The following is a 19,385-nucleotide window of genomic DNA, read 5'->3' as shown; positions in this document are numbered from 1 at the left end:
GCGCCTGGGCGCCCCGCGTTACCAAATAGACTTCATATCCCATATTTCCATGGACTTCACCAATGACTTACCATCTCCCCAGAGCTCAAGTCCTAATGCATCCTTACGGCTGGGATAAACCCGGGTCGTCAGGCTTTTCAAACCGTTGGCATAGGCTTCGACCATGGAGCGATCCAAATAGATATGCAGCTTCAGATTCTCTCCTAACAATTCCAGCTTCCCTCCTTGAACCCCACTACACTTTTCACCTAGATGCAGTGTCGTTTTCGTACGGTCGACAAGGAACTTAGCTTCATTAAAATCATAATACAGCAACGTTTCCTCTTCTCCATCCGGTGTACACCGGACCTTGATTCCGAGTTGTGTGGCACTGCCTCGATCCAGTTCCAATTGAATCTCAAGCATGTCGCCTTGAACATCCCTCAACTGTACATTTACCTCAGCCAGTGACGTGTCCTGGAGCGATAATCGTTTCCCACCGCGCAGCGACTCTAGCTCCTGAACCGGCTCGACTCCGAGCCGCCCATCCTCCCGCAAATAGACGTTTAGCGGCAAGCCGCCGTTATGAGCCCAGCCTGACTGGTATTCCAATTTAGAAGTACGATCACCCTGTGCAATCGTAAAGACGATATTTCGACCAGTCTTCGGATCAACCATGCCGCTCGGACCGGTAAAATGGAAATCACCGACATCTATCAATTGCGGTTCTTCTAGATCCGGGATAAATGAAAGATTGTCTTGATCCAGCTGCCCGATCCAATAGAATACCTCAACATCGGCACCCTTTCCTACAGGACTAACCAGCAGAAGATGCTTGTTTCCCCCCTTGTTGTCAGTGCCTAAGGGAAGAAGTACAGGCAACTCCCAAATGGGTCCAAGATAAGGGAACTTCTGAATATCCGCCTGATGGAAAGGCCCTTTGTATGTCCAATTCAGCATATCCTGCGAGGTAAATGCCAGCGCTGCCCCGCCTTCGCCTTCAATCCCTGACCCGACCAGGGCATACCAGCCGTTCTCATCCTTCCACACAAACGGGTCCCGAAAATCTCCGAATGCACCCATTCCCTTCTGCTGCACGATGAGCGGCACCGAGTGTTTAATCCACGTAATGAGATCCGGGTCTCCATCCTGCGGATAAGTGCTACGGGCAAGCGCGACGCTCTGATTCGGTGAAGCACTATCATTGCCTGCCGTAAAGAACAGCACTGGCAGTCCCTCTGCATCATAGGTTGCACTTCCAGACCATATCCCGTCCGGTGCGAGCTGATCCTTCTCAGGTGCCAGCGCTACAGGAAGATCACGCCAATGCACCAGATCTTCACTCACCCAATGTCCCCAATGGATATGATGAAAGTACGGTCCTTGCGGATTGTGCTGATAGAACAAATGATACTGCCCTTCAAAATAAATTGGCGCATGAGGCTCGTTCATCCAATGTGCCGGCGGGCTGACATGATACTGCGGTCTGTGCCGATCCGTAAGCAGAGGTGTACGATCCAGCTTGATGTCGTCATATCTCAATTGCGGCCGGACGCCTCCATGTGCGGAATCCAACACTTCCTGATAAAAAGCTGCTACGTCCTCATTACTTAGGGCACGGTTATAAATCTTCAACTCATCCATGATCCCGCTGAACATATGAAGGCTGAACACTTCGGCAAGCCTGCTGCTGTGATTATTCCTGCCGATGAACAGATCCGTGTCCAACGCCTCAGCCAGGCGGGAACCGCGGGGCACCGCTGCCGATATGATTTCGGTGCCGTTCAGGAACAGCTTGATTTCACCCTCTTCTCCATCGAATACAGCGTTCACATAAGACCACTCATTCTTAGGAAGTTCATAGCCGTCCGGCGACCAGATTTCCTTCCATTCTCCTCCCTCAAGCCCGATTTGGAAGGACCAGGAGCCGTGACGGAACATGCCAAGCAGATATCCCTGCTTAGCCTTGTTATTGTAGCGGTTCACTATGGCAGCCAGTTTGCCTTCATGTCCCCACTCATAGGTGCGCGGGGCAACCCAAACCCCAATGCTGAGAGCCGATAGAAATTCCGGCTCTCCGTTACACTCTTCTCCGTGGACAGAATGAGCAATATATGTTGAGTAACCATCGAAGAGGAGACCACTTCCTGTTACCCCCTGTCTCCACAGCGGAGTACAAGGGTCGGTAAACTCTGCGTTGTTGAATACATAATGAATCTCATCTACCGTCTTAGTGACGCTCTCCATAGCGCTCGCTCCGGTCCCTTCATCAAAAGCCCAATGCATCATTAGTCCCCGGTTACCGACTTGGCTACTCATGCCTCATTCCTCCCTGAAGACTGCCCTGTGCTAACACTCGGAATCTGTATGGACTTCAGCGTATGGATTTGAAGCGAGTTCAGGACAACCTGTCCTGATTGTGTACTTATCTGAATATTCTCAATCGGAGCATCCGGGAAAATCTGATCGGTTAACACAACCAGACCATTAGCCGCATAAACTTCAACTGCATTGCGATCCAGCCAGATGTGCAGCTTAAGCTTACCGTTCGTAGCGGCCAGGCTGGCACCGTGACGGCTTGCGAACGCCGGGTGGAAATCAGTCAGACCACTTTCTGAACGGTCGGTAAACAGCCATTCCTTAGCAGGGTCATATCCGATAATAATTTCGCTCTGCTGTCCGCCAGATTGCAGATGGATACATATCTCGTCCCCGGATTTGATATCAATCTCTCCTTTAATTTCTAACAGATCACTATTCGTCTGCTGTATAAAAGGAGTCTTCGGCGTAACTGTGACATCGTTCCAGCTCATAGATTCATTACGCAGCTGCTCTATTTCCCGAACAGGCATTTGGCTCAGCACGACACTTCCGTTCTTACTAGTCAGGGACAAGGCGCGGGGCAAAGTCATTGCACCTCTCCAGGAGCCGGTAGGCGTCTCGTTGGCATATTTCCAGTTGCTCATCCATCCGATGATTACGCGGCGTCCATCCTGCTCCGGAATATCGGACCAGGTAACTCCCGCATAATTATCTCTTCCATAGTCTAGCCACAGTAAATGATCCGCAGGATTGTCATTGATGAACGTCTTTCCATCGAACTCTCCAATAAAATATTGCGTACGCGATCCCTCTGGACAATTGGGATTATCTCCGATGCTGATGATCAGCACCCATTTTGAACGCCCGGTGTCATCCACCGGCAGTTGAAACAGATCAGGGCATTCCCAGACGCCATCATGTGACCCTTCATTTATACCAAATTCACCGGTCAGCGACCATTCACGCAAATTCTCGGATGCGTAGAACAGGGCATGATCTCCAGCGACAATCACCATAATCCACCGTTCACTTTGCGGATGCCAGAACACCTTAGGGTCCCGGAAGTCTATCAGTTCTTCCTCGATCAGCACCGGATTTCCGTCATACTTATGCCAGGTCTTGCCCTTATCGCTGCTGTAAGCCAGGCTCTGCCGCTGGCGCGGCTGCCCCGTGTCCGAATGGTTATCGGCATGCGTAAAGATCGCGACCAGTCCATCTGAATCTTCGAATAAGCCGCTGCTGTTATTCCAATCCACTACACAGCATCCCGAAAAGATCGCTCCGTGCTCATCCGGGAATAGAGCAATAGGCGCGTGCTCCCATTGAATCAGGTCTTCACTGACAGCATGGCCCCAGTGCATTGGTCCCCATTTATTACCGTAAGGATGATGTTGATAGAATAGATGATAGCTTCCCTCATAATAGACTAATCCGTTGGGATCGTTTGCCCAGTTTGAGGGAGGTGTGAAATGAAACCCCGGTCTGAACCGCTCATCATTGAATTGTTTGCTGGACTCTATCATATCGTTAATCTCATCTGTCGTTGGCATGGACCCAAGAGCCCCCTTTCGTGTGGTTACCAGCGCTCCGGCGGCATTGGCAAAGGTCAGCATGTTGGTGATTTGCAGCTTGGTCAAATCCTGTAAAGAGCTTCCGCTTTCCAGAATCTTAAATAACATACTGCCCAGAAAAGCATCACCGGCTCCTGTTGTGTCAATGGTCTTGACCTTAAAGCCCGGTACATATCCCTCTTGACCAGCCAAACGGTAATAGCAGCCTTTTTCCGCTAGAGTGACGATAATGAGCATGATATCGAAGTTCTGCTGGAGCTCTTGTGAACCCTGTTCAACATCACTAGTTCCGGTTATAAAAGAAAGCTCTTCTTCTGAGATTTTCAGAATATTAGCATAATTCAGGCCCCAAAAAATATTCTGTCTGGCTTCTTCCTTGCTCTCCCATAAAGAAAACCGGATGTTAGGATCGAACGACAGTAGAACTCCTGCTTCCTTCGCCTTAAGAACTGCCGTCCTGGTAGCCGTGCGAGCAGGTTCATGGGTCATCGACAACGAACCAAAATGCAGCGCCTGACATGCTTCAATCCGCGCCAGCGGAACATCCTGCGAGTGTAAGAAGGTATCCGCCCCCGGTTTCCGGAAGAAGCTGAAGGACCGGTCCCCCTGATCGTCCAGATGGACAAAGGCCAGCGTTGTACTCGCTTCATTGGTAACCGAAACTCCTGTTACATCTACCCCGCTGTTACGCAGAGCATTTTGCAGCAATGAACCGAATTGGTCTTCCCCAACTTTGCTGATCAGTGCTGATCTGGCCCCCAAGCGGGATAGCGCTGCGGCTACGTTAGCCGGAGCTCCCCCCGGATTGCATTCAAACTGATCATTCCCCCCAGTCGTCCTGCCTGCCGGTGTAAAGTCTATCAATACTTCCCCTATAGCGATGACATCAAGCACAGTTTCTCCCCACCTAACTTCTATTTATTTTTTCAGATTTTCGTTATAGCGATCCAGCCCTTTTTGATAGATCTCCATCAGTTCATTCAGGCCCATCTTTTCCAGTGTTTTAATGTAGTTGTCCCACGCCTCATCTGCGCCGCCATCCACAATGAATTTTCCTCTTTGGGTATTTACATATTTAATCAGTTCCGGCTCAATCTTATTGATGATATCCAGTTCCTCCGGCTCAAAGAAGATGTTCGGATAGTTTTCTTTTTCCATATACGGATTGTAATATTTCTCCAGGTCCTCGGCGCGCTGCTGAGCCCGGGGTTCCATATCTACCACTTTTCCGAAGTCATCGAAAGTAATGATACCGGGTGCACCTGATCCCGGAGCAACCTTCTGTCGGAATTCACCTGCTGAGGCTCCTTCAGGAAGCGGTAAATTCACCAGTTTTCCGTTTTCGTCCTTCTTGTACACGACATCCTGTGGTCCCCAGTGGATTTGAGCAGCCATGTAAGGTTCATACTGCTGGTCAATCCAACGCATGGTGATTTCTGGATTGCTGTTCTCTTTGGTAATGACAAAAGACCCGCGCCCCGGACCGCCGCCATTAGCGCGTCCAATCGTCTGCTCGCTATCCGCGCCTTTAAGCGGAGACAATAGCACATAATCCTTGGCACGTTCGGTTCCGACAACTTCTTCGGCTTCCCACCAGACATAAGATCCCAGCGTCTCATCTGTCGTTTTACCTTTGGCCAGATACTGTGCTGCATCCTGAGTGAAGGATTCCGGATCAATCAGGCCCTGCTTATACCATTTTTCATGGAAATAATTCAAAGCATCCTTATATTCAGGCTGAGTTGCGGTGAAAATGACTTTTCCATCGCGGACGACACGGTGTTCCAGATTATCCGGAAGACCAAAGGCACCGAATAGTCCGGCAATATCCATGCACCACTGCATGTGCATAAAGCTTAACGGGATTTCATCCTGCTTGCCGTTGCCGTTCGGATCTTTTGTTTTGAAGGCAAGCAGCGCTTCCGTGTATTCATCCAGCGTTTCCGGTACTTTTAGGCCAAGCTTATCCAGCCAGCTTTTATTAATGACGTGAAAGAAAGGGTTGGTTCCAAGGTTGTTTTCTTCCCAGGACGGCAGACCGTAGATATGCCCATCCGGCGCTGTGATCGATGATTTGATATCAGGACGGCGCTCCAGAATCGCTTTCAGGTTAGGCGCATATTGATCAATTAAATCCTCCAGCGGAATTAGCGTTCCATCTTCACCATAATTGATAAGCTCGTAATCAGTGAATCCGGCTGCATAGAAGGCATCCGGCAAATCGCCACTTGCGAGAAGCAGGTTTTTCTTTTCTGTATAATCGGTATCCGGAATGTTCTCCCAATTAATCTTCACGTTGGTTTCTTGCTCCAGCCGCTTGAAGATTTCCATCTCTGAGAACTCTGGTGCCAGGGCCGCCTTCGGGGCTACCATTCTTAACGACACTGGTTTGTTTACAACGGGAAGACCGGTTGCATTGAAATTGTCTTTCTGATTGGAATTTTCCGCCTGATTGTTTGACCCGTTACCGTTACCCGAACATCCGCTCAGCGCAAACGCTCCTGCCAATACCAGAATCCCCGCATTTTTAAATAAAGAACTCATTTTCGATAACCTCCCTTTTGTTCATCCCGCCAGCTAATTACTCCTGTTTTGTTTTCATATATTGCTCTGAATACGCTGTGCATCCCCCCTTTCAAGTACCGCGTCAAAGTATTATCCTTTGATGGAGCCAATCATTACGCCTTTAACAAAGTACTTCTGAAGGAAAGGATACAAAATCAACAGCGGAAGACTGGATACCATAATGACCCCGTATTTGATCAGTTCCGTCACACGCATCTTGGCTGCATAGGATTCCACATCGATCATCATGCCGGAGTTGACCTGATTCTGGACAAGGATGTTGCGTAGCACTAATTGCAGCGGATACTTGCTCTCATCATTTAGGTAAATCAATGCATCGAAGAATCCGTTCCAGAAGCCGACCACATGGTATAACACCATTACCGCCAGGATGGACTTGGACAACGGCAGAACGATGCTCCAGAAGAATCTGGTGTTGGAACATCCGTCGATTGAAGCCGCTTCCCACATTTCGTCTGGTATGGATGACTGAAAAAAGGTTCTTACAATAATGACGTTAAAGACACCGCCTGCCCCGGGAATGACCAGCGCCCACATCGTATTCAGCAGGTGCAGATCTTTAATCAGCAGATAGGTGGGAATCAGCCCGCCGCTGAAAAACATGGTAACCAGCAAAAACCACATAATCAAAGACTTCCCGGCCAGATCCTTCCGGGCTAACGGATAGGCTGCAAATACTGTCACGGCTACTCCAATTAATGTTCCCAGCGTTGCATAAAGAATGGAGTTGCCATATCCGATCCAAATGGAGGAGTCACTGAATATCCGTTCATAACCGTCCAGCGTGAAGCCTTTCGGGAATAGCCAGACCTCACCGGAGTAAATGTAATTGGGGTCACTGAATGAGGCAACCAGTACAAAATACAACGGGTACAATACTAGCAGCATAATAATGGTCAACAGAATGTAATTGATGATGTCAAACCATACATCCCCTCTGCTCTTTCGCTTCAATAATTGATTCATAATCGTCTCCTCCTTACCACAGACTGGTCTCTGTCATCTTTTTAGCGATCCGGTTAACGGTGAAGATCAAGATAATATTAATAAGGGAGTTGAACAGGCCGACTGCCGTAGAAAAGCTGTATTGGGCTTTCTGAATCCCCATCTCATATACATAGGTAGGGATAATATTGGAGGTGGCGTAGTTTAGATCACTCTGCATCAAAAAAGCCTTTTCAAAACCGATACTCATAATGTTGCCGAGTGCGAGAATCAGCAAGATAACGATCGTCGGCAGTATGCTGGGAATATCTACATACCAGACACGCTTCCATTTGCTCGCCCCATCCATAATGGCCGCTTCATGCAGCTCGGGATTGACTCCCGCAAGTGCAGCAAGATAGATAATCGTGGCGAAGCCTGTTTCCTGCCAGATTCCTGATAAGATATACAAGGGACGGAACCAACCCTCATCAGCCATGAAGAGAATAGGCTGTCCGCCAAACGAGGTAATAATATGATTCACGATTCCGCTGTTTGGAGATAAAAAAACATTAAGCATGCCAACGAGTACTACGGTAGAGATAAAGTGCGGCGCATAAATCACAGTCTGTACAAATTTCTTATAGGACTTGCCCAGCATCTGATTCAGCATAATTGCGATGATGATTGGAGCCGGGAATCCAAATAACAGCGAAAGAATACTGAGTGAGAGCGTGTTTGTGATGATTGTCCAGAAGTTATAGGAATTAAAGAAATCTACAAAGTGCTGAAATCCTACCCATTCACTTCCCCAGATCCCCTGGCTGGGTGAGAAATCCTTAAATGCAATTTGCACCCCATACATCGGATAGTACTTAAATACGAGGTAAAGAATAATGATTGGCAGTAAAAACAGGTACAGTTCGTAGTCGCGTTTGAACCTGCTCCATGGTTTGCGTTTTGGTTTGATCATGGAATGATTCGCCCTGTTAGTTGTTGAATTCACGCGTATTCTCCCTTTCGTGTACAATTAATTACTTTTGAAACGTTTCCAATTTAAATTTAGAAAAAAACATTGGATAGATCTTTATCAAGAATCACCCGGATGTGCACATGTTTTCCAAAACTTTTTATAAGAACTGATCTATCTTAATTATTTTTGAAACGTTTCCAATTTAGAGTGAAAAACATCAGTTAGTAACGTGCTTCCACAGAATGAGCTGAAGTTTTTCGATTAAAGGGGATCATGTAGTTTCACCTTGTTTGAATTTAACGGGGATACGATAAACTTGTTTATCTAAAGGAATGCCATCAATCTTGTTATAGAGCAGTCTAATTGTCATGCGTGCCATCTCTTCCACCGGTTGCCTGATTGTTGATAGAATAGGATGAAAATAAGGATTATCCTGAATACCATCATAACCGACGACCTTCACATCTTCTGGTATACGAATGCCCTTCCTGCGTGCTTTGTCAATATAGCTGGCAGCGAGCATATCGGTAATGGCAAAGATACCATCTACATCGCCATGTTCGTTGAGGAACTCGTTAATATAGGCATTGTCATCTACTATTGGATCCGGCTTCTCGTAGATCACATAATCGATGCCTAAAGCCTCCGCTTCATGAATAAATCCTTGCCTGCGGTTCATGGTTTCGCTGAAAACGGAAGTGACACTCCCCATAAAAGCCGGTTTCCTGGCTCCTGCTTTCACCAGCTCTCTTAAAGCAAGACGTCCTCCCTCAAAATTATCTGAGGTCACACAGGTGATCTTCTTGTTAAAGTGCCTGTCGATGCTTACAATCGGAATGTCGTTGCTTACATTATTCTCGATATCGTTGTAAGTTATGCCAACAATACCAGCCACTTTGTTCTGCCGGAGCATTTCCAGATAATATAGCTCCTTTTCAGGCTTGCCTCCACTATTACATAACATAAGCTTAAAGCCTTCCCGGTCCAACTCATCCTCAATGTAATAAGCCAATTCAGAAAAGAATGGATTCCAGATACTTGGAAGTAGTAGAGCCACCATCTTAGATTTCTGCATCTTGAAATTCCTGGCCACTTCATTAGGGAAGTAATTCAGTTCTTGTATAGCTTCCTCCACTTTTTTGCGTGTCTTGGGTTTTACAGCGCCAGAGTTGTTAATGACTCTGGACACGGTTCCTACAGCAACGCCTGCTAAGTTTGCAACATCTTTAATACTTGTCATTTAACACCCCCGACCTCTCTATGGAAATTATAATATCACCAAAATGGAAACGTTTCAATATTTATTTTGGAAACGTTTCAACTTTTCTTCTGCTTGTAACAAAGATCTGTTTTTACTGCTATGGATGTTCTAAGGTATAGCCTGCAAAAATCAGATCAGAAAATTAGATGAACATAAAATCGGCAATAGTACCATATTCTTGTCCATTATCGGCAATGGGAGCAAGTTCTTGTCCTGAGCAAAGGACAAGAACTTGCTCCCTTAAAACAGAAAACCCGCGCTTGGCGCGGGCTCTAATGGGACTATGTTGTTGTCCACCGACATACAATGACAAAAAGTTACCTACATAAATATAGATGTCATCCTCCCTATAATGATAACAAAAAATCTATCTTCAAAAAAATTCTTCAATTAAAAATACTATATCTATTAGGTAATAGCCTACGGATTTTTTATGTTGTTCTAATTCAGTCAATTTATATTCGAGATACAAGTTCGAGTTAATCCGATATTTAGGCATTTTAAATATAGCTTCATCTTTGACCGCCACATATTCAGCGAAAACTCCTATTTTATTCACCGGCAACCTCGTATAAACTCGGTTACCAACCTGAAAATTAACAACATCTTTACCACATGCTTCTATAACACCAGATAGTTCATTACCTAATGTTAATGGGAAATCATAATCAGTAATCATTCGGATACTGCCATTTAAAATTAATGAGTACCTCACGATTATCGATTTCCGGTATCTTAACATTGTTTATTTCCAAATGAATTTCTTTTGAGTATTGTATTTGAGCAGCTCTCATGTTCTGCCAGCTTCCTCTCCATTTGAAAATTTTATGGCGTACAATTTTCAGTTGTACGCCAGTTGTGATTCCACATATTCTTATTGATGTTGAGTTTTTAATTCTTCCATTCTAGGGTAGTCTGTATAACCTGAGCTTCCGTTACCAGAGTATAATGTTTTAGGATCAACTTCATTTAAAGGTGTTCCTTTTTTTAGTCGTTCCACAAAATCCGGATTAGCTAAAGACCAGATACCGACTGGTACGACATCAGCAGTACCACTATCAATATCTACACTAATATCTTCAAGTGCCCGCCCTACTCGATTGACCAATAATGGATTTGTCCAAATTGAACGAATTTCATGGAGCAGTATTTCATTCCCTAAATGCATCACATGGAGGTATGCTAAATTATAATTAGCTAATTCTTTTACAAGATGGCGATAAACCTCTGGTCCTTGTGCGCCTTCAACAATCCCACCAAGAGGTGTTCCTGGTGAAATACGGAAACCGGTTCTTTCTGCTCCAATTTCTTCAACGACTGCTCTTGTTACTTCAATTGCAAACCGAGCACGGTTCTCCACAGATCCACCGTATTTATCGATTCGTTTATTAGAATTTTCACTAATAAATTGATTAATTAGATAACCGTTGGCTCCATGAATTTCAACCCCATCAGCACCTGCTTTAATAGCTGCTGCAGCTGCTCTTCGGAAGTCTGCAATAGTATTTTGAATATCTTCTTCACTTAGCTCTCGTGGGACGGGTATTTCCTGCATTCCTTTAGCAGTAAACATTTCTACACCAGGTGCGATCGCAGAAGGTGCAACTGCTTGTCGATGATGCGGAGTATTGTCGGGGTGCGATATACGGCCCACATGCATTAATTGTATATACATAAAGCCACCTGCTTCATGCAACGCATCCGTAACCTTTTTCCAACCTTCTATTTGCTTTTCAGTATAGATGCCAGGTGAATTTAAATAACCTTGACCATCATCAGATGGTTGTGTACCTTCACTAATAATTAATCCCATTGATGCTCTCTGAGCATAGTAAAGAGAGCTTAGTTCTCCAGGTGTGCCGTCCTTCTGTGCTCTACTACGTGTCATAGGTGCCATTGCTAAACGATGAGGTAATTCCATATTTCCAATTTTCGTATTACTCCACAATTTGTTCATTTATTATTCCCCTTTATGAATTAAATTAGAAATGAAATTGTTATTAAGAAAGATGAGGGTACAGTGCAGGAACGCCACCTGCAAGTCCACCTTGTATCATTCGGCTGTTATCATCAGCAATAATTTCAAAGCTGCCAGATTCTATGCCATTAATAGCTATTTTTGCGATATCTGCAGGGCTTGCTTTGGGGACTTCTAAGCTGGTTGTCATGTCTGTATCCATAAAGCCCACATGTAATCCTGATACTCTTATATTATGAGGATATAGATTTAAACGTAAATCGTTCGTCAATGCCCACTCTGCAGCCTTTGCAGCTGAATAAGCACCTACAGTTCCTGAACTAAACCAAGATAATGCGGAAAGAACATTTAAAATAGATCCTCCCCCATTTTTTTCAATTATTGGTGCAAAAGCACGAACCATGGACAGCGTACCGAAGAAATGCGTATCAAACTCCAAATGTATTTTTTCTACCTCATCGTCCAGCAAAGTGGCGCCAGTAGCTGAGCCTGCATTGTTGATTAAAAGCGTCACGTCCTTAGCGAGGATAACAGCTGCTTCAAGTTCTTGAGTGTTGGTAATATCAAGCTTTACTGGTATAACGCCTGGAATGTTAATGGTTTCCGGATTTCTTGCACCACCATAAACCTTAGCCCCTCTGGATAAAAGCTCCAGCGTGAGATGGCGGCCAAAACCTCGATTTGCTCCAGTGACAAATGCTACTTGTTCAGAAATTATCATTTTTGTTACTCCTTTTATTCATCGTTTATTCACTATATGGGAATGATCATTCTAAAAAACATATAAGAAGGATCGTTTAAAGAGATCTTTAAACGAGACAAGACTCAGTTATGAGAACAATCATTCTAGAATATGCATAAGCAATTATATTTAAATAATAATTACTTATATAAAAGTTTAATTGATAAATCGGCTATTCGATGTAATTTTTCTTTAGGCACTGAGGTCCTAGTCATTACCCTTAATCCCACAAAAACAGAATGCAGATGTTCCGCTAGATCGTCGGCATTGAAATCCAAGCTAAATTCTTCATCCTGCTGGCCCCACAGAATAATATCTTTGAGCAGCTTCTCTGATAATGTGAACGATTCAATGGACTTCAAATCCACATTGGCATCGCGCATTGCTAATTCCACCGCTGAATTCACCATCAAACAGCCTGAGGGCGAATCTTCTTCACCATTTATTATGAAACTAAAGATAAGCTGAAGTGCCTCAGTTGCAGTCTTGGAACGTTTAACTTCTCTTGAAAGCTCAGCATTCACTTTATCGCGAAAACGGTCCATGGCTTTCAAAAACAGTGTATGCTTGTCGCCAAATGTGTCATATAAACTTCTTCGATGAACTCCCATATGCTCTACAAGATCTGTCAAAGATGTCTTCTCGTAACCCTGTTCCCAAAAAAGCTTCATCGCCTTATCTAATACTTCGTTCTCTTCGAATTCTTTGCTTCTTGCCATTCGATTCCCTCCCTAATGTAAATGTAACATATTGAGAACGATCGGTAAAGAATAGATTTTCTAATCACTGTTGACGATGTGCTCTCTTAGCTTTCTTCTTCACTCCTTCCGACTGGTCTGTGGTGACTTACCTCCGAACGGATCCCTTCCCCATCATAGCGCGACTATGTAGGTAACTTTAAGTCAATAAACCACAATGTAGATACATTTGTGCATTTTTTTTGACACAAATGTACCTACATAAAAAAAGAAAAGCCTGATTTAACAAGCTTTTGTCGAGTAGCTTATGTTGGCACTTTTGTGTCTTTGGACAGTTCGTTATATACATGTCGGTGGACAAGAAGATTGTCTACTTCGGCTACGGTACTTAAAAGGGTAAAGTTAACGGGTGGCCGTTAGCTTAATAAAAAGACAGCCGATCATCTAGACGGCTGCGATCGTGTATGGATTGATCGTTCCCCATAAGCGTAATGATGTTGCTTCAGTCAAAAATAACTGCAATCTTATTAACCTGCTCGGTAATTTATAGCGAGGTTACGAACTTCACCTCCGGAAAGCGGCTATCTGGTCCTTTCATTAAGATTCCGTCTTGATTTTTCAGATACATATCGAAGAAATTCAGCATATAGGTATTGGTAACAGAGTCCGCTCTATCGGGCTCAATCTTTCCTGTAATGCCCAGCATTTTGAAAATCGGAGAAATGAACTGTACGTCGGTAAAATTCAAATGCTCCGTATTTTCGATATAGAGGACTTGTCCCCCTTCGTCGACCGCTTTGCGCATCCGTTCAAGCTCCAACTTTTTATCTTCCGTTACTTGATCCTCCCACTCTCTGGTTGAGCCCATACGGTTAATTTCTGCATCCGTGTAGACCCGGTTATCCATCACCATTTTTAATTTTTCGAAATAGCTTTCCGAGTTGAGGAACAAAAACGGCTTTCGCAGTCTCTCTCTTTCACGCAGACGATAAAGCCCTCCATCCAGATCTATGCCAACCGCGATTCGCGGATCGTAAGAAGCGTCATAAGCCGTTGCTCCGCCGATAGAATGACCGAACACCCCGACATGGTCGAGATCAATCCAGCCTTTTAGATGACTTGGAATCTGCCCCGATTGGATAAGCTCGAATTGGTCCAGCACAAACACCACATCTTCGGTTAAAACTTTCCCTAACTTGTCGCGATTTCTGCTTTCCGTCCGATAATTATGGTCAGGCGAGAATAAGTCGTTGGTTGTGCTGGTCGTGATTCGACCGTCCGGAAACTCGGTTGCAAATGTGTTGTAGGTGTGGTCGATCATTGCCACGATATATCCGTGACTCGCGAGATATTCGGCTTGCGAAGTGTGGAGGAATCTAGAAGAGCCGTTGCCGGGATTCCCAAGGATCAGTGGGTATGAAGTCTGTGCCGTAGAGATTTCCGCCTCCGAATATGCATAACTGGATACGTACTTCAGGTGTTGAAAAGTAAACCCGGGAAGACCATAGTTTGCGGCCATATAACTTAAAATCCGCGTATCGGGAATAAAAGCAGTTCGCTTGCCACTACCAGCTTGAGTCGGATACCATACCTGAACCATCAATTCTCTTTTACCCTCTCTTGCTTTATCAAAAATCTCTTCTCTATTGGTATCCACAAAATGAAACGTTTGCGTTCCTACCTTAAATTCCCCTGTCAGTTCAGGGAGTTTAAATACAGGAAAAGCATACATGAGAACAGCTGTTCCGACCAGCATGATCGCTATAGCGGTATAAGCTGAACCCAACAGGAATCGAGGGATTTTTTGAAAACTGGTTTTTTTAAAATAACTATAACCTGAAATGGCTAAAAAAAAGACCGTTATGCAATATGGGAAAAACAGCTGCACTCTGTATCCTTCTACCGTCCAATGAATGACCAGCAAAACTGCGGCGATCCCGCTTGCAACGAATACTGGAATAATACGCTGACCTTTTTTTAATACAACTGTTAATACAAATAAACTGATGTTTGACAAATATAGCAATAATTCAAACAATCTCATCTCAAGTCTCCTTTAAAAAAAATTCATTTTCATTTGTTCCAATCATTCCTGCCTAGCTAGCCTAACCCCCCTCCTTTTGCTGCTTCAGTATAAAGACGGTTTCTGAATCCAAAATGTATCAGTTTCGTTTCTGTAAACTGCTTATTAGCTTAATAAAAAGGCAACCGATCTTTTGACCGGCTGCCTTCTTATTTTGATAGAGTTATCGTTTCCCATTATCTTAGCTTAATGGATCACATTCGTAGTCTTAATGCAACCTACCACTTATTCCATTAATCTCCCTTTACTTCATTATCATTCGGAATTAATTCATACAAGGCACGAACATCACAACCGATGGAATCGGCGATCGATATGGCAATTTTGAGTGGCATCACTCTTTTGTTTTCAATAAAGTCGTAAACTCGTTCCGGTTTAAAAAGCAAGTCTTTTGCCAGCCATTCCGCTGACTTCCCGGATTCCATCAATCGTTCATTCAGTAAGCAACGTCCTAGTTCAAATTTCAAGAAGTGATGACCTCCCGCATAAGATAATACTTAACCTTAAGCGTTGTCCATTGCCAGCATGAATATACTTCATAAAGGGTCCTATAACGATGAAGTTCCCCATGTTTCCCGTTAGTTCAATCTGTGGTTTTCCTATTTTTAGCCCAATTTTCCTGTTCACAATTGAGATTAATGATGCATAATAGCACTGTGTAGAAAATCTGCTAAATCCTCATTGCTATATTGATTAAGATGTTCATATCTCTCACTCCGTACATATATAAGCAATAACGCCCCATCTCGTGGTCTATAACATCGTCCACCTTAAGAGTAAGTTAGGTCAGTTTTTATGGAGTATATTGTGTAAACAAGCTTATGCGCGCTTTTTTATTGTTATAGAACATATGGATTTGGTTTGAATGACAGACTCATTCTTTAAAATAAGGCGTAATCCCTCTTGAATATAGGTTCTCCACTAACTTGAAAAATTCTTCTGACGATAAATCCTTTTGACGCTGGAGCCAAAGACGAAACAAAGAAAGAGCAGTTGTCAGGTAAAACTCAATGAAGTATGGCGTTAAGGATTGGTTTTGCGGAACGTTTAATTCTAATTGATCCAAAGTGATTTCTTTTTTTAAGCGTTTTAAAAAACGGGCACTTCCATAATCACCCAAAAGGGCATTAAGAACCAGGAGATGTTCTTTTTTGTCCAGACAATTGAGCGTATCTTGAACCGTATCCTTCGATAGCTCTTTATTCGCCAATTCTTTTTTCATGTCATTCAATAAGTCATTTTCAACAGAGTCTAACAATTCGTAAATGTCAGTAAAGTATTGATAAAAGGTGCTGCGGTTATATCCTGACTTATTCGAAATTTCCTGAATCGAAATTTTCTCAATCGGCTTTTGGCTATACAACTCACAAAAAACTTCTACAAATTTTTGTCTCGTTTTCTCCGTTATTTGGGGTTGCTTTTTCATGTTTCCCTCCTACTAGTGAATAAGAATATCATCCGACAAATCATAAAAAACTGATGGTTGATCAAGGAATAATGAAGATTTATAATCACATCATACAACATGTTGTCGGATAATCAAAAGGAAATATTAACAAGTAGGGGTGGTTTATATGTCAGCAAAACAAGATAGAATTTTAATTTTTGGTGCAGGTGTCATCGGGAGCATGTACGCAATAAAGCTTATTGAAGCAGGGTTTGACGTTAGCCTGTTTGCACATTCGAATAGATATACATCATTAAGAGAAAATGGCCTGCAGTATATAGAAAAAGGTACAGTTAGATCGATACAAGTGAATGTCATGGATACGCTCGAAAATGACGATGTATACGATTTTATTTTCGTTACTGTTCGTTATGATCGGTCCGAATCAGCATTGTTAGCGCTAAAAGATAATCAAAGCAAAAATATAGTTACGATGATTAGTAATTCAATTGGATTTTCTTCGTGGCTGGATATCGTAGGGGATAGACTTCTACCAGCTTTTCCCGGCTTCGGTGGACAGATTAAAGATGGAGTATTACATGCGCGATTTCTACCAAAGTTTATAGCGGCAACTGCATTTGGAGAAATTAATGGTGCAGTGACAGAACGTATAGAAAACCTCGCAAAACTATTTAAAACAGCAAAGCTTCCCTACGTTATTAAAAAGGATATGCAAGCGTATCTAATCACACATTCCGTATCAGATATTGCCATGTTGAGTTTTTTGCATTCTGAGAATAAGATTATTGACAAAAAAACAGCCAGAACCAGAAAGACGGCACGCAAAATAACAGTCACTTTAAAAGCGTATCTTAGGGAAATACAAAAAGCGGGTGTTTTAATTGATCCTCCAATGCTTAAAATGGTGCTTAAATTTCCAAACTTATTTTTGGATCTTTTCTTTATGACATGGCTACGAACTAAGATGGTTAGGGATATGATGTTGCCGGATTATGCGAATAATGCTAACAATGAGATTGTACAGCTGAGTAATGATTTAATGAAATTTTTAAGTCAACATGATATCAAATCGGAAATACATGTTCAGTAATTTTTTGTTAAAATAGTATGGTATTTTTTAATTTATTTTCATTAAATCCTTCAATCAGGCATTAATCTGAATATGAAAATCTAAATATATAGTTTTTTCGTAGCATCCTTGAATAAACTAACGGGAAATGATAATTGAACAGCGGCAGTCCAAGACTTTATTTATCAAGTCTTGGGCTGTCGCTGCTTTATTATCCGGGACAGTCGGCTGATAAACAAATTTCAGTATTCAAAGTTTTACTCACACCTGGGGTGATTCCTATCTTGGTTGTGGTTCTTGCCTGGATGCTGACTCATAATATTTTGTACACCTATATCTCTCCTTTCCTGGATGATATGGGGCTTGAACCCTATCTCGGACAGGTTCTGCTTGTTTTTGGAATTATGGCACTGGTGGGAATCTGGGTGATTGGGATTTGCTCTGATATCTCTTGTACTAGGACTTTGGAGTGAGCATGGTACTATTATCTTCATTTCTGTTGCGCTGTGGGGGCTGACATTCGGTGGTGCGGCAACATTGTTGCAGACAGCACTTGCTCAGGCTGATGGGAAGCAAGGTGTGGATATCGTGATGCCTATCAATACAACGGTTTGGAATCTGGCTATCGCCGGCGCCGGGATGTTGGGAGGAGTCCTTCTGAATCAATGGGGCACCACCTCCTTTCCTTGGGCACTTCTGCTTCTCTTGCTTCTTGCTCTGTTTGTTGCCTGGTGTGCTAAAAGGCATGGATTTCGTAGATCCGTTAAGTAATCCGATTGCCATCCGTCTGCTATTGACTGTGAATTGTTCTTGCACGATCGTGGCAATCATTCATCGATTTGCACCACTGAAAATCATAAAATGCACCACCAAAAACCATAAATTACATTAGATCGATATGTGAACCAGGCGGAATCATGAATTTCGTCAGGTTTTTTCTGCATTCTGGCTTTTGTTAAATAAAAGTAGTCCAGGTAAACATAAATGTATTATGTAACGAAGTATAAGTATACTTTACATTTGTTAAAAATCATTTTATAATTTGATTCAAGAGGTGATGGTCATGAAGAAAGATTTCGGTGATTCGATATCCAATAAGGTTTATGAATATCGTGTACTTGCCAGAATGTCTCAGCAAGAATTAGCAGAGAAAGTCGGGGTTTCCAAACAAACCATTTTCGTAATGGAAAAAGGGAATTATGTGCCGACTCTGCTATTGGCTTTTCGAATTGCCGATTTTTTTAATGTTGATGTTAACGATGTTTTTACTTATTTGAAAGGAAATGATCAAAATGAAAATTAAGTCTATTTCTGATATCCATAACGCAATTTTCCACCCTTTAAAGTCCTGGGCTGAGCAATCTACGGGAAATTGGAATATTCTCATTGGAGTAGGTTTTTTACTGCTCATGGGTAGTGCGATTTTTACCTATGTATTTTATAAGAAGATTGGGCAAGACGATGAACGGACAAATAAAATCTTTTTGAAAAGCAGTTACTTTATGCTGTTGACAATTATTCTATGTGACATGATTTTTCCTAAAGAGTATATGTGGAACATCTTTTTCTTGTTCAAATATGCGCTAGCGTTTTTAGCTGGTGGAATTTACATGGCCATCCAGTATAAAAAGGATTTGTCGTAAGGAAGGGTCAGAGCGAGGACCAGCTAAGGATGGGGATTAGACAATGTTGATAAATATGCTAACTAAGTGGTATGGAAGTTCAAAAGGTGCAATCGGGTTGTAAAATAAATTGCTAAAATCAAAAATATCCTTTTATGTTCCTTCCCCC

At 43.0% G+C, this 19,385-nt stretch carries 17 protein-coding genes and 1 pseudogene; 5 read left to right on the top strand and 13 right to left on the bottom strand.

Annotated features, from left to right (window positions below):
* Window positions 1-18: 18 nt before the first annotated feature.
* The 13 genes and pseudogenes from NST94_RS15625 to NST94_RS15565 form a co-directional block, all read right to left on the bottom strand.
* Complete coding sequence (locus tag NST94_RS15625) at window positions 19-2,298, bottom strand: GH32 C-terminal domain-containing protein (RefSeq protein ID WP_076302992.1); 2,280 nt, start codon at window positions 2,296-2,298, stop codon at window positions 19-21.
* Window positions 2,295-4,766: a PfkB family carbohydrate kinase gene (locus NST94_RS15620; RefSeq protein ID WP_076302991.1), complete on the bottom strand. Its 2,472-nt coding sequence runs from the start codon at window positions 4,764-4,766 to the stop codon at window positions 2,295-2,297. The genes NST94_RS15625 and NST94_RS15620 overlap by 4 nt, the downstream gene beginning before the upstream one ends.
* 24 nt (window positions 4,767-4,790) lie before the next feature.
* Window positions 4,791-6,416: an ABC transporter substrate-binding protein gene (locus tag NST94_RS15615; RefSeq protein ID WP_076302990.1), complete on the bottom strand. Its 1,626-nt coding sequence runs from the start codon at window positions 6,414-6,416 to the stop codon at window positions 4,791-4,793.
* Window positions 6,417-6,527: 111 nt separating this feature from the next.
* Window positions 6,528-7,424, bottom strand: a complete 897-nt coding sequence (locus NST94_RS15610; RefSeq protein WP_076302989.1) for a carbohydrate ABC transporter permease — start codon at window positions 7,422-7,424, stop codon at window positions 6,528-6,530.
* A 13-nt stretch (window positions 7,425-7,437) separates the two neighbouring features.
* A complete protein-coding gene (locus tag NST94_RS15605) occupies window positions 7,438-8,355 on the bottom strand; it encodes an ABC transporter permease subunit (RefSeq protein ID WP_179089452.1) in 918 nt (305 codons plus the stop codon).
* Between the two features lie 271 nt (window positions 8,356-8,626).
* Complete coding sequence (locus tag NST94_RS15600; protein WP_076184863.1) at window positions 8,627-9,595, bottom strand: LacI family DNA-binding transcriptional regulator; 969 nt, start codon at window positions 9,593-9,595, stop codon at window positions 8,627-8,629.
* A 511-nt stretch (window positions 9,596-10,106) separates the two neighbouring features.
* Window positions 10,107-10,410 (bottom strand): annotated as a pseudogene (locus NST94_RS15595) (alcohol dehydrogenase catalytic domain-containing protein); the annotation flags it as partial.
* Between the two features lie 80 nt (window positions 10,411-10,490).
* Entirely contained in the window at window positions 10,491-11,573 is a 1,083-nt protein-coding gene (locus NST94_RS15590; protein ID WP_076184865.1) for an alkene reductase, read from the bottom strand.
* Window positions 11,574-11,616: 43 nt separating this feature from the next.
* On the bottom strand, window positions 11,617-12,315 hold the full coding sequence (locus NST94_RS15585) for an SDR family oxidoreductase (RefSeq protein ID WP_076302986.1): 699 nt from the start codon (window positions 12,313-12,315) through the stop codon (window positions 11,617-11,619).
* 161 nt (window positions 12,316-12,476) lie between these two features.
* Entirely contained in the window at window positions 12,477-13,055 is a 579-nt protein-coding gene (locus NST94_RS15580; RefSeq protein WP_076133021.1) for a TetR/AcrR family transcriptional regulator, read from the bottom strand.
* Between the two features lie 523 nt (window positions 13,056-13,578).
* Window positions 13,579-15,078 (bottom strand): dienelactone hydrolase, encoded by a 1,500-nt coding sequence (locus tag NST94_RS15575; RefSeq protein ID WP_248548666.1) that lies wholly within the window; start codon window positions 15,076-15,078, stop codon window positions 13,579-13,581.
* A 272-nt stretch (window positions 15,079-15,350) separates the two neighbouring features.
* A complete protein-coding gene (locus NST94_RS15570; protein ID WP_076106729.1) occupies window positions 15,351-15,584 on the bottom strand; it encodes a transcriptional regulator in 234 nt (77 codons plus the stop codon).
* Window positions 15,585-15,991: 407 nt separating this feature from the next.
* Window positions 15,992-16,543 carry a TetR/AcrR family transcriptional regulator gene (locus NST94_RS15565; protein ID WP_076184867.1) on the bottom strand — a complete coding sequence of 184 codons (552 nt, stop codon included), beginning with the start codon at window positions 16,541-16,543 and terminating at the stop codon, window positions 15,992-15,994.
* 148 nt (window positions 16,544-16,691) lie between these two features.
* On the opposite strand from NST94_RS15565, the gene NST94_RS15560 reads away from it, so the two are divergent.
* The 5 genes from NST94_RS15560 (at window position 16,692) to NST94_RS15540 (ending at window position 19,237) form a co-directional block, all read left to right on the top strand.
* Window positions 16,692-17,615, top strand: coding sequence for a 2-dehydropantoate 2-reductase N-terminal domain-containing protein (locus NST94_RS15560; protein ID WP_076184868.1), 924 nt, complete (start codon window positions 16,692-16,694; stop codon window positions 17,613-17,615).
* Window positions 17,616-17,749: 134 nt separating this feature from the next.
* Window positions 17,750-18,067, top strand: coding sequence for an MFS transporter (locus tag NST94_RS15555; RefSeq protein ID WP_076302984.1), 318 nt, complete (start codon window positions 17,750-17,752; stop codon window positions 18,065-18,067).
* Window positions 18,024-18,365 carry an MFS transporter gene (locus NST94_RS15550; protein ID WP_076302983.1) on the top strand — a complete coding sequence of 114 codons (342 nt, stop codon included), beginning with the start codon at window positions 18,024-18,026 and terminating at the stop codon, window positions 18,363-18,365. The genes NST94_RS15555 and NST94_RS15550 overlap by 44 nt, the downstream gene beginning before the upstream one ends.
* Before the next feature lie 292 nt (window positions 18,366-18,657).
* The gene (locus tag NST94_RS15545) at window positions 18,658-18,897 is read left to right on the top strand and encodes a helix-turn-helix transcriptional regulator (RefSeq protein ID WP_036677000.1); all 240 of its coding nucleotides are present in this window, start codon (window positions 18,658-18,660) and stop codon (window positions 18,895-18,897) included.
* Complete coding sequence (locus NST94_RS15540) at window positions 18,887-19,237, top strand: hypothetical protein (RefSeq protein ID WP_036677002.1); 351 nt, start codon at window positions 18,887-18,889, stop codon at window positions 19,235-19,237. Before NST94_RS15545 ends, NST94_RS15540 begins: the two co-directional genes overlap by 11 nt.
* Window positions 19,238-19,385: the final 148 nt, after the last annotated feature.

It is taken from the genome of Paenibacillus sp. FSL H8-0282 (genome assembly GCF_037963825.1).
GTDB lineage: Bacteria > Bacillota > Bacilli > Paenibacillales > Paenibacillaceae > Paenibacillus_AQ > Paenibacillus_AQ odorifer.
Note: the sequence above shows the minus strand (reverse complement) of the source record. Positions and strands in the feature narration are given on the sequence as shown.

What these genes read in the sequence shown, in the direction of transcription:
- NST94_RS15625 (WP_076302992.1), bottom strand. Translation starts at nt 2,298, where the DNA reads ATGAGTAGCCAAGTCGGTAACCGGGGACTAATGATGCATTGGGCTTTT.
- NST94_RS15615 (WP_076302990.1), bottom strand. Translation starts at nt 6,416, where the DNA reads ATGAGTTCTTTATTTAAAAATGCGGGGATTCTGGTATTGGCAGGAGCG.
- NST94_RS15610 (WP_076302989.1), bottom strand. Translation starts at nt 7,424, where the DNA reads ATGAATCAATTATTGAAGCGAAAGAGCAGAGGGGATGTATGGTTTGAC.
- NST94_RS15605 (WP_179089452.1), bottom strand. Translation starts at nt 8,355, where the DNA reads ATGATCAAACCAAAACGCAAACCATGGAGCAGGTTCAAACGCGACTAC.
- NST94_RS15600 (WP_076184863.1), bottom strand. Translation starts at nt 9,595, where the DNA reads ATGACAAGTATTAAAGATGTTGCAAACTTAGCAGGCGTTGCTGTAGGA.
- NST94_RS15590 (WP_076184865.1), bottom strand. Translation starts at nt 11,573, where the DNA reads ATGAACAAATTGTGGAGTAATACGAAAATTGGAAATATGGAATTACCT.
- NST94_RS15585 (WP_076302986.1), bottom strand. Translation starts at nt 12,315, where the DNA reads ATGATAATTTCTGAACAAGTAGCATTTGTCACTGGAGCAAATCGAGGT.
- NST94_RS15580 (WP_076133021.1), bottom strand. Translation starts at nt 13,055, where the DNA reads ATGGCAAGAAGCAAAGAATTCGAAGAGAACGAAGTATTAGATAAGGCG.
- NST94_RS15575 (WP_248548666.1), bottom strand. Translation starts at nt 15,078, where the DNA reads ATGAGATTGTTTGAATTATTGCTATATTTGTCAAACATCAGTTTATTT.
- NST94_RS15565 (WP_076184867.1), bottom strand. Translation starts at nt 16,543, where the DNA reads ATGAAAAAGCAACCCCAAATAACGGAGAAAACGAGACAAAAATTTGTA.
- NST94_RS15560 (WP_076184868.1), top strand. Translation starts at nt 16,692, where the DNA reads ATGTCAGCAAAACAAGATAGAATTTTAATTTTTGGTGCAGGTGTCATC.
- NST94_RS15545 (WP_036677000.1), top strand. Translation starts at nt 18,658, where the DNA reads ATGAAGAAAGATTTCGGTGATTCGATATCCAATAAGGTTTATGAATAT.
- NST94_RS15540 (WP_036677002.1), top strand. Translation starts at nt 18,887, where the DNA reads ATGAAAATTAAGTCTATTTCTGATATCCATAACGCAATTTTCCACCCT.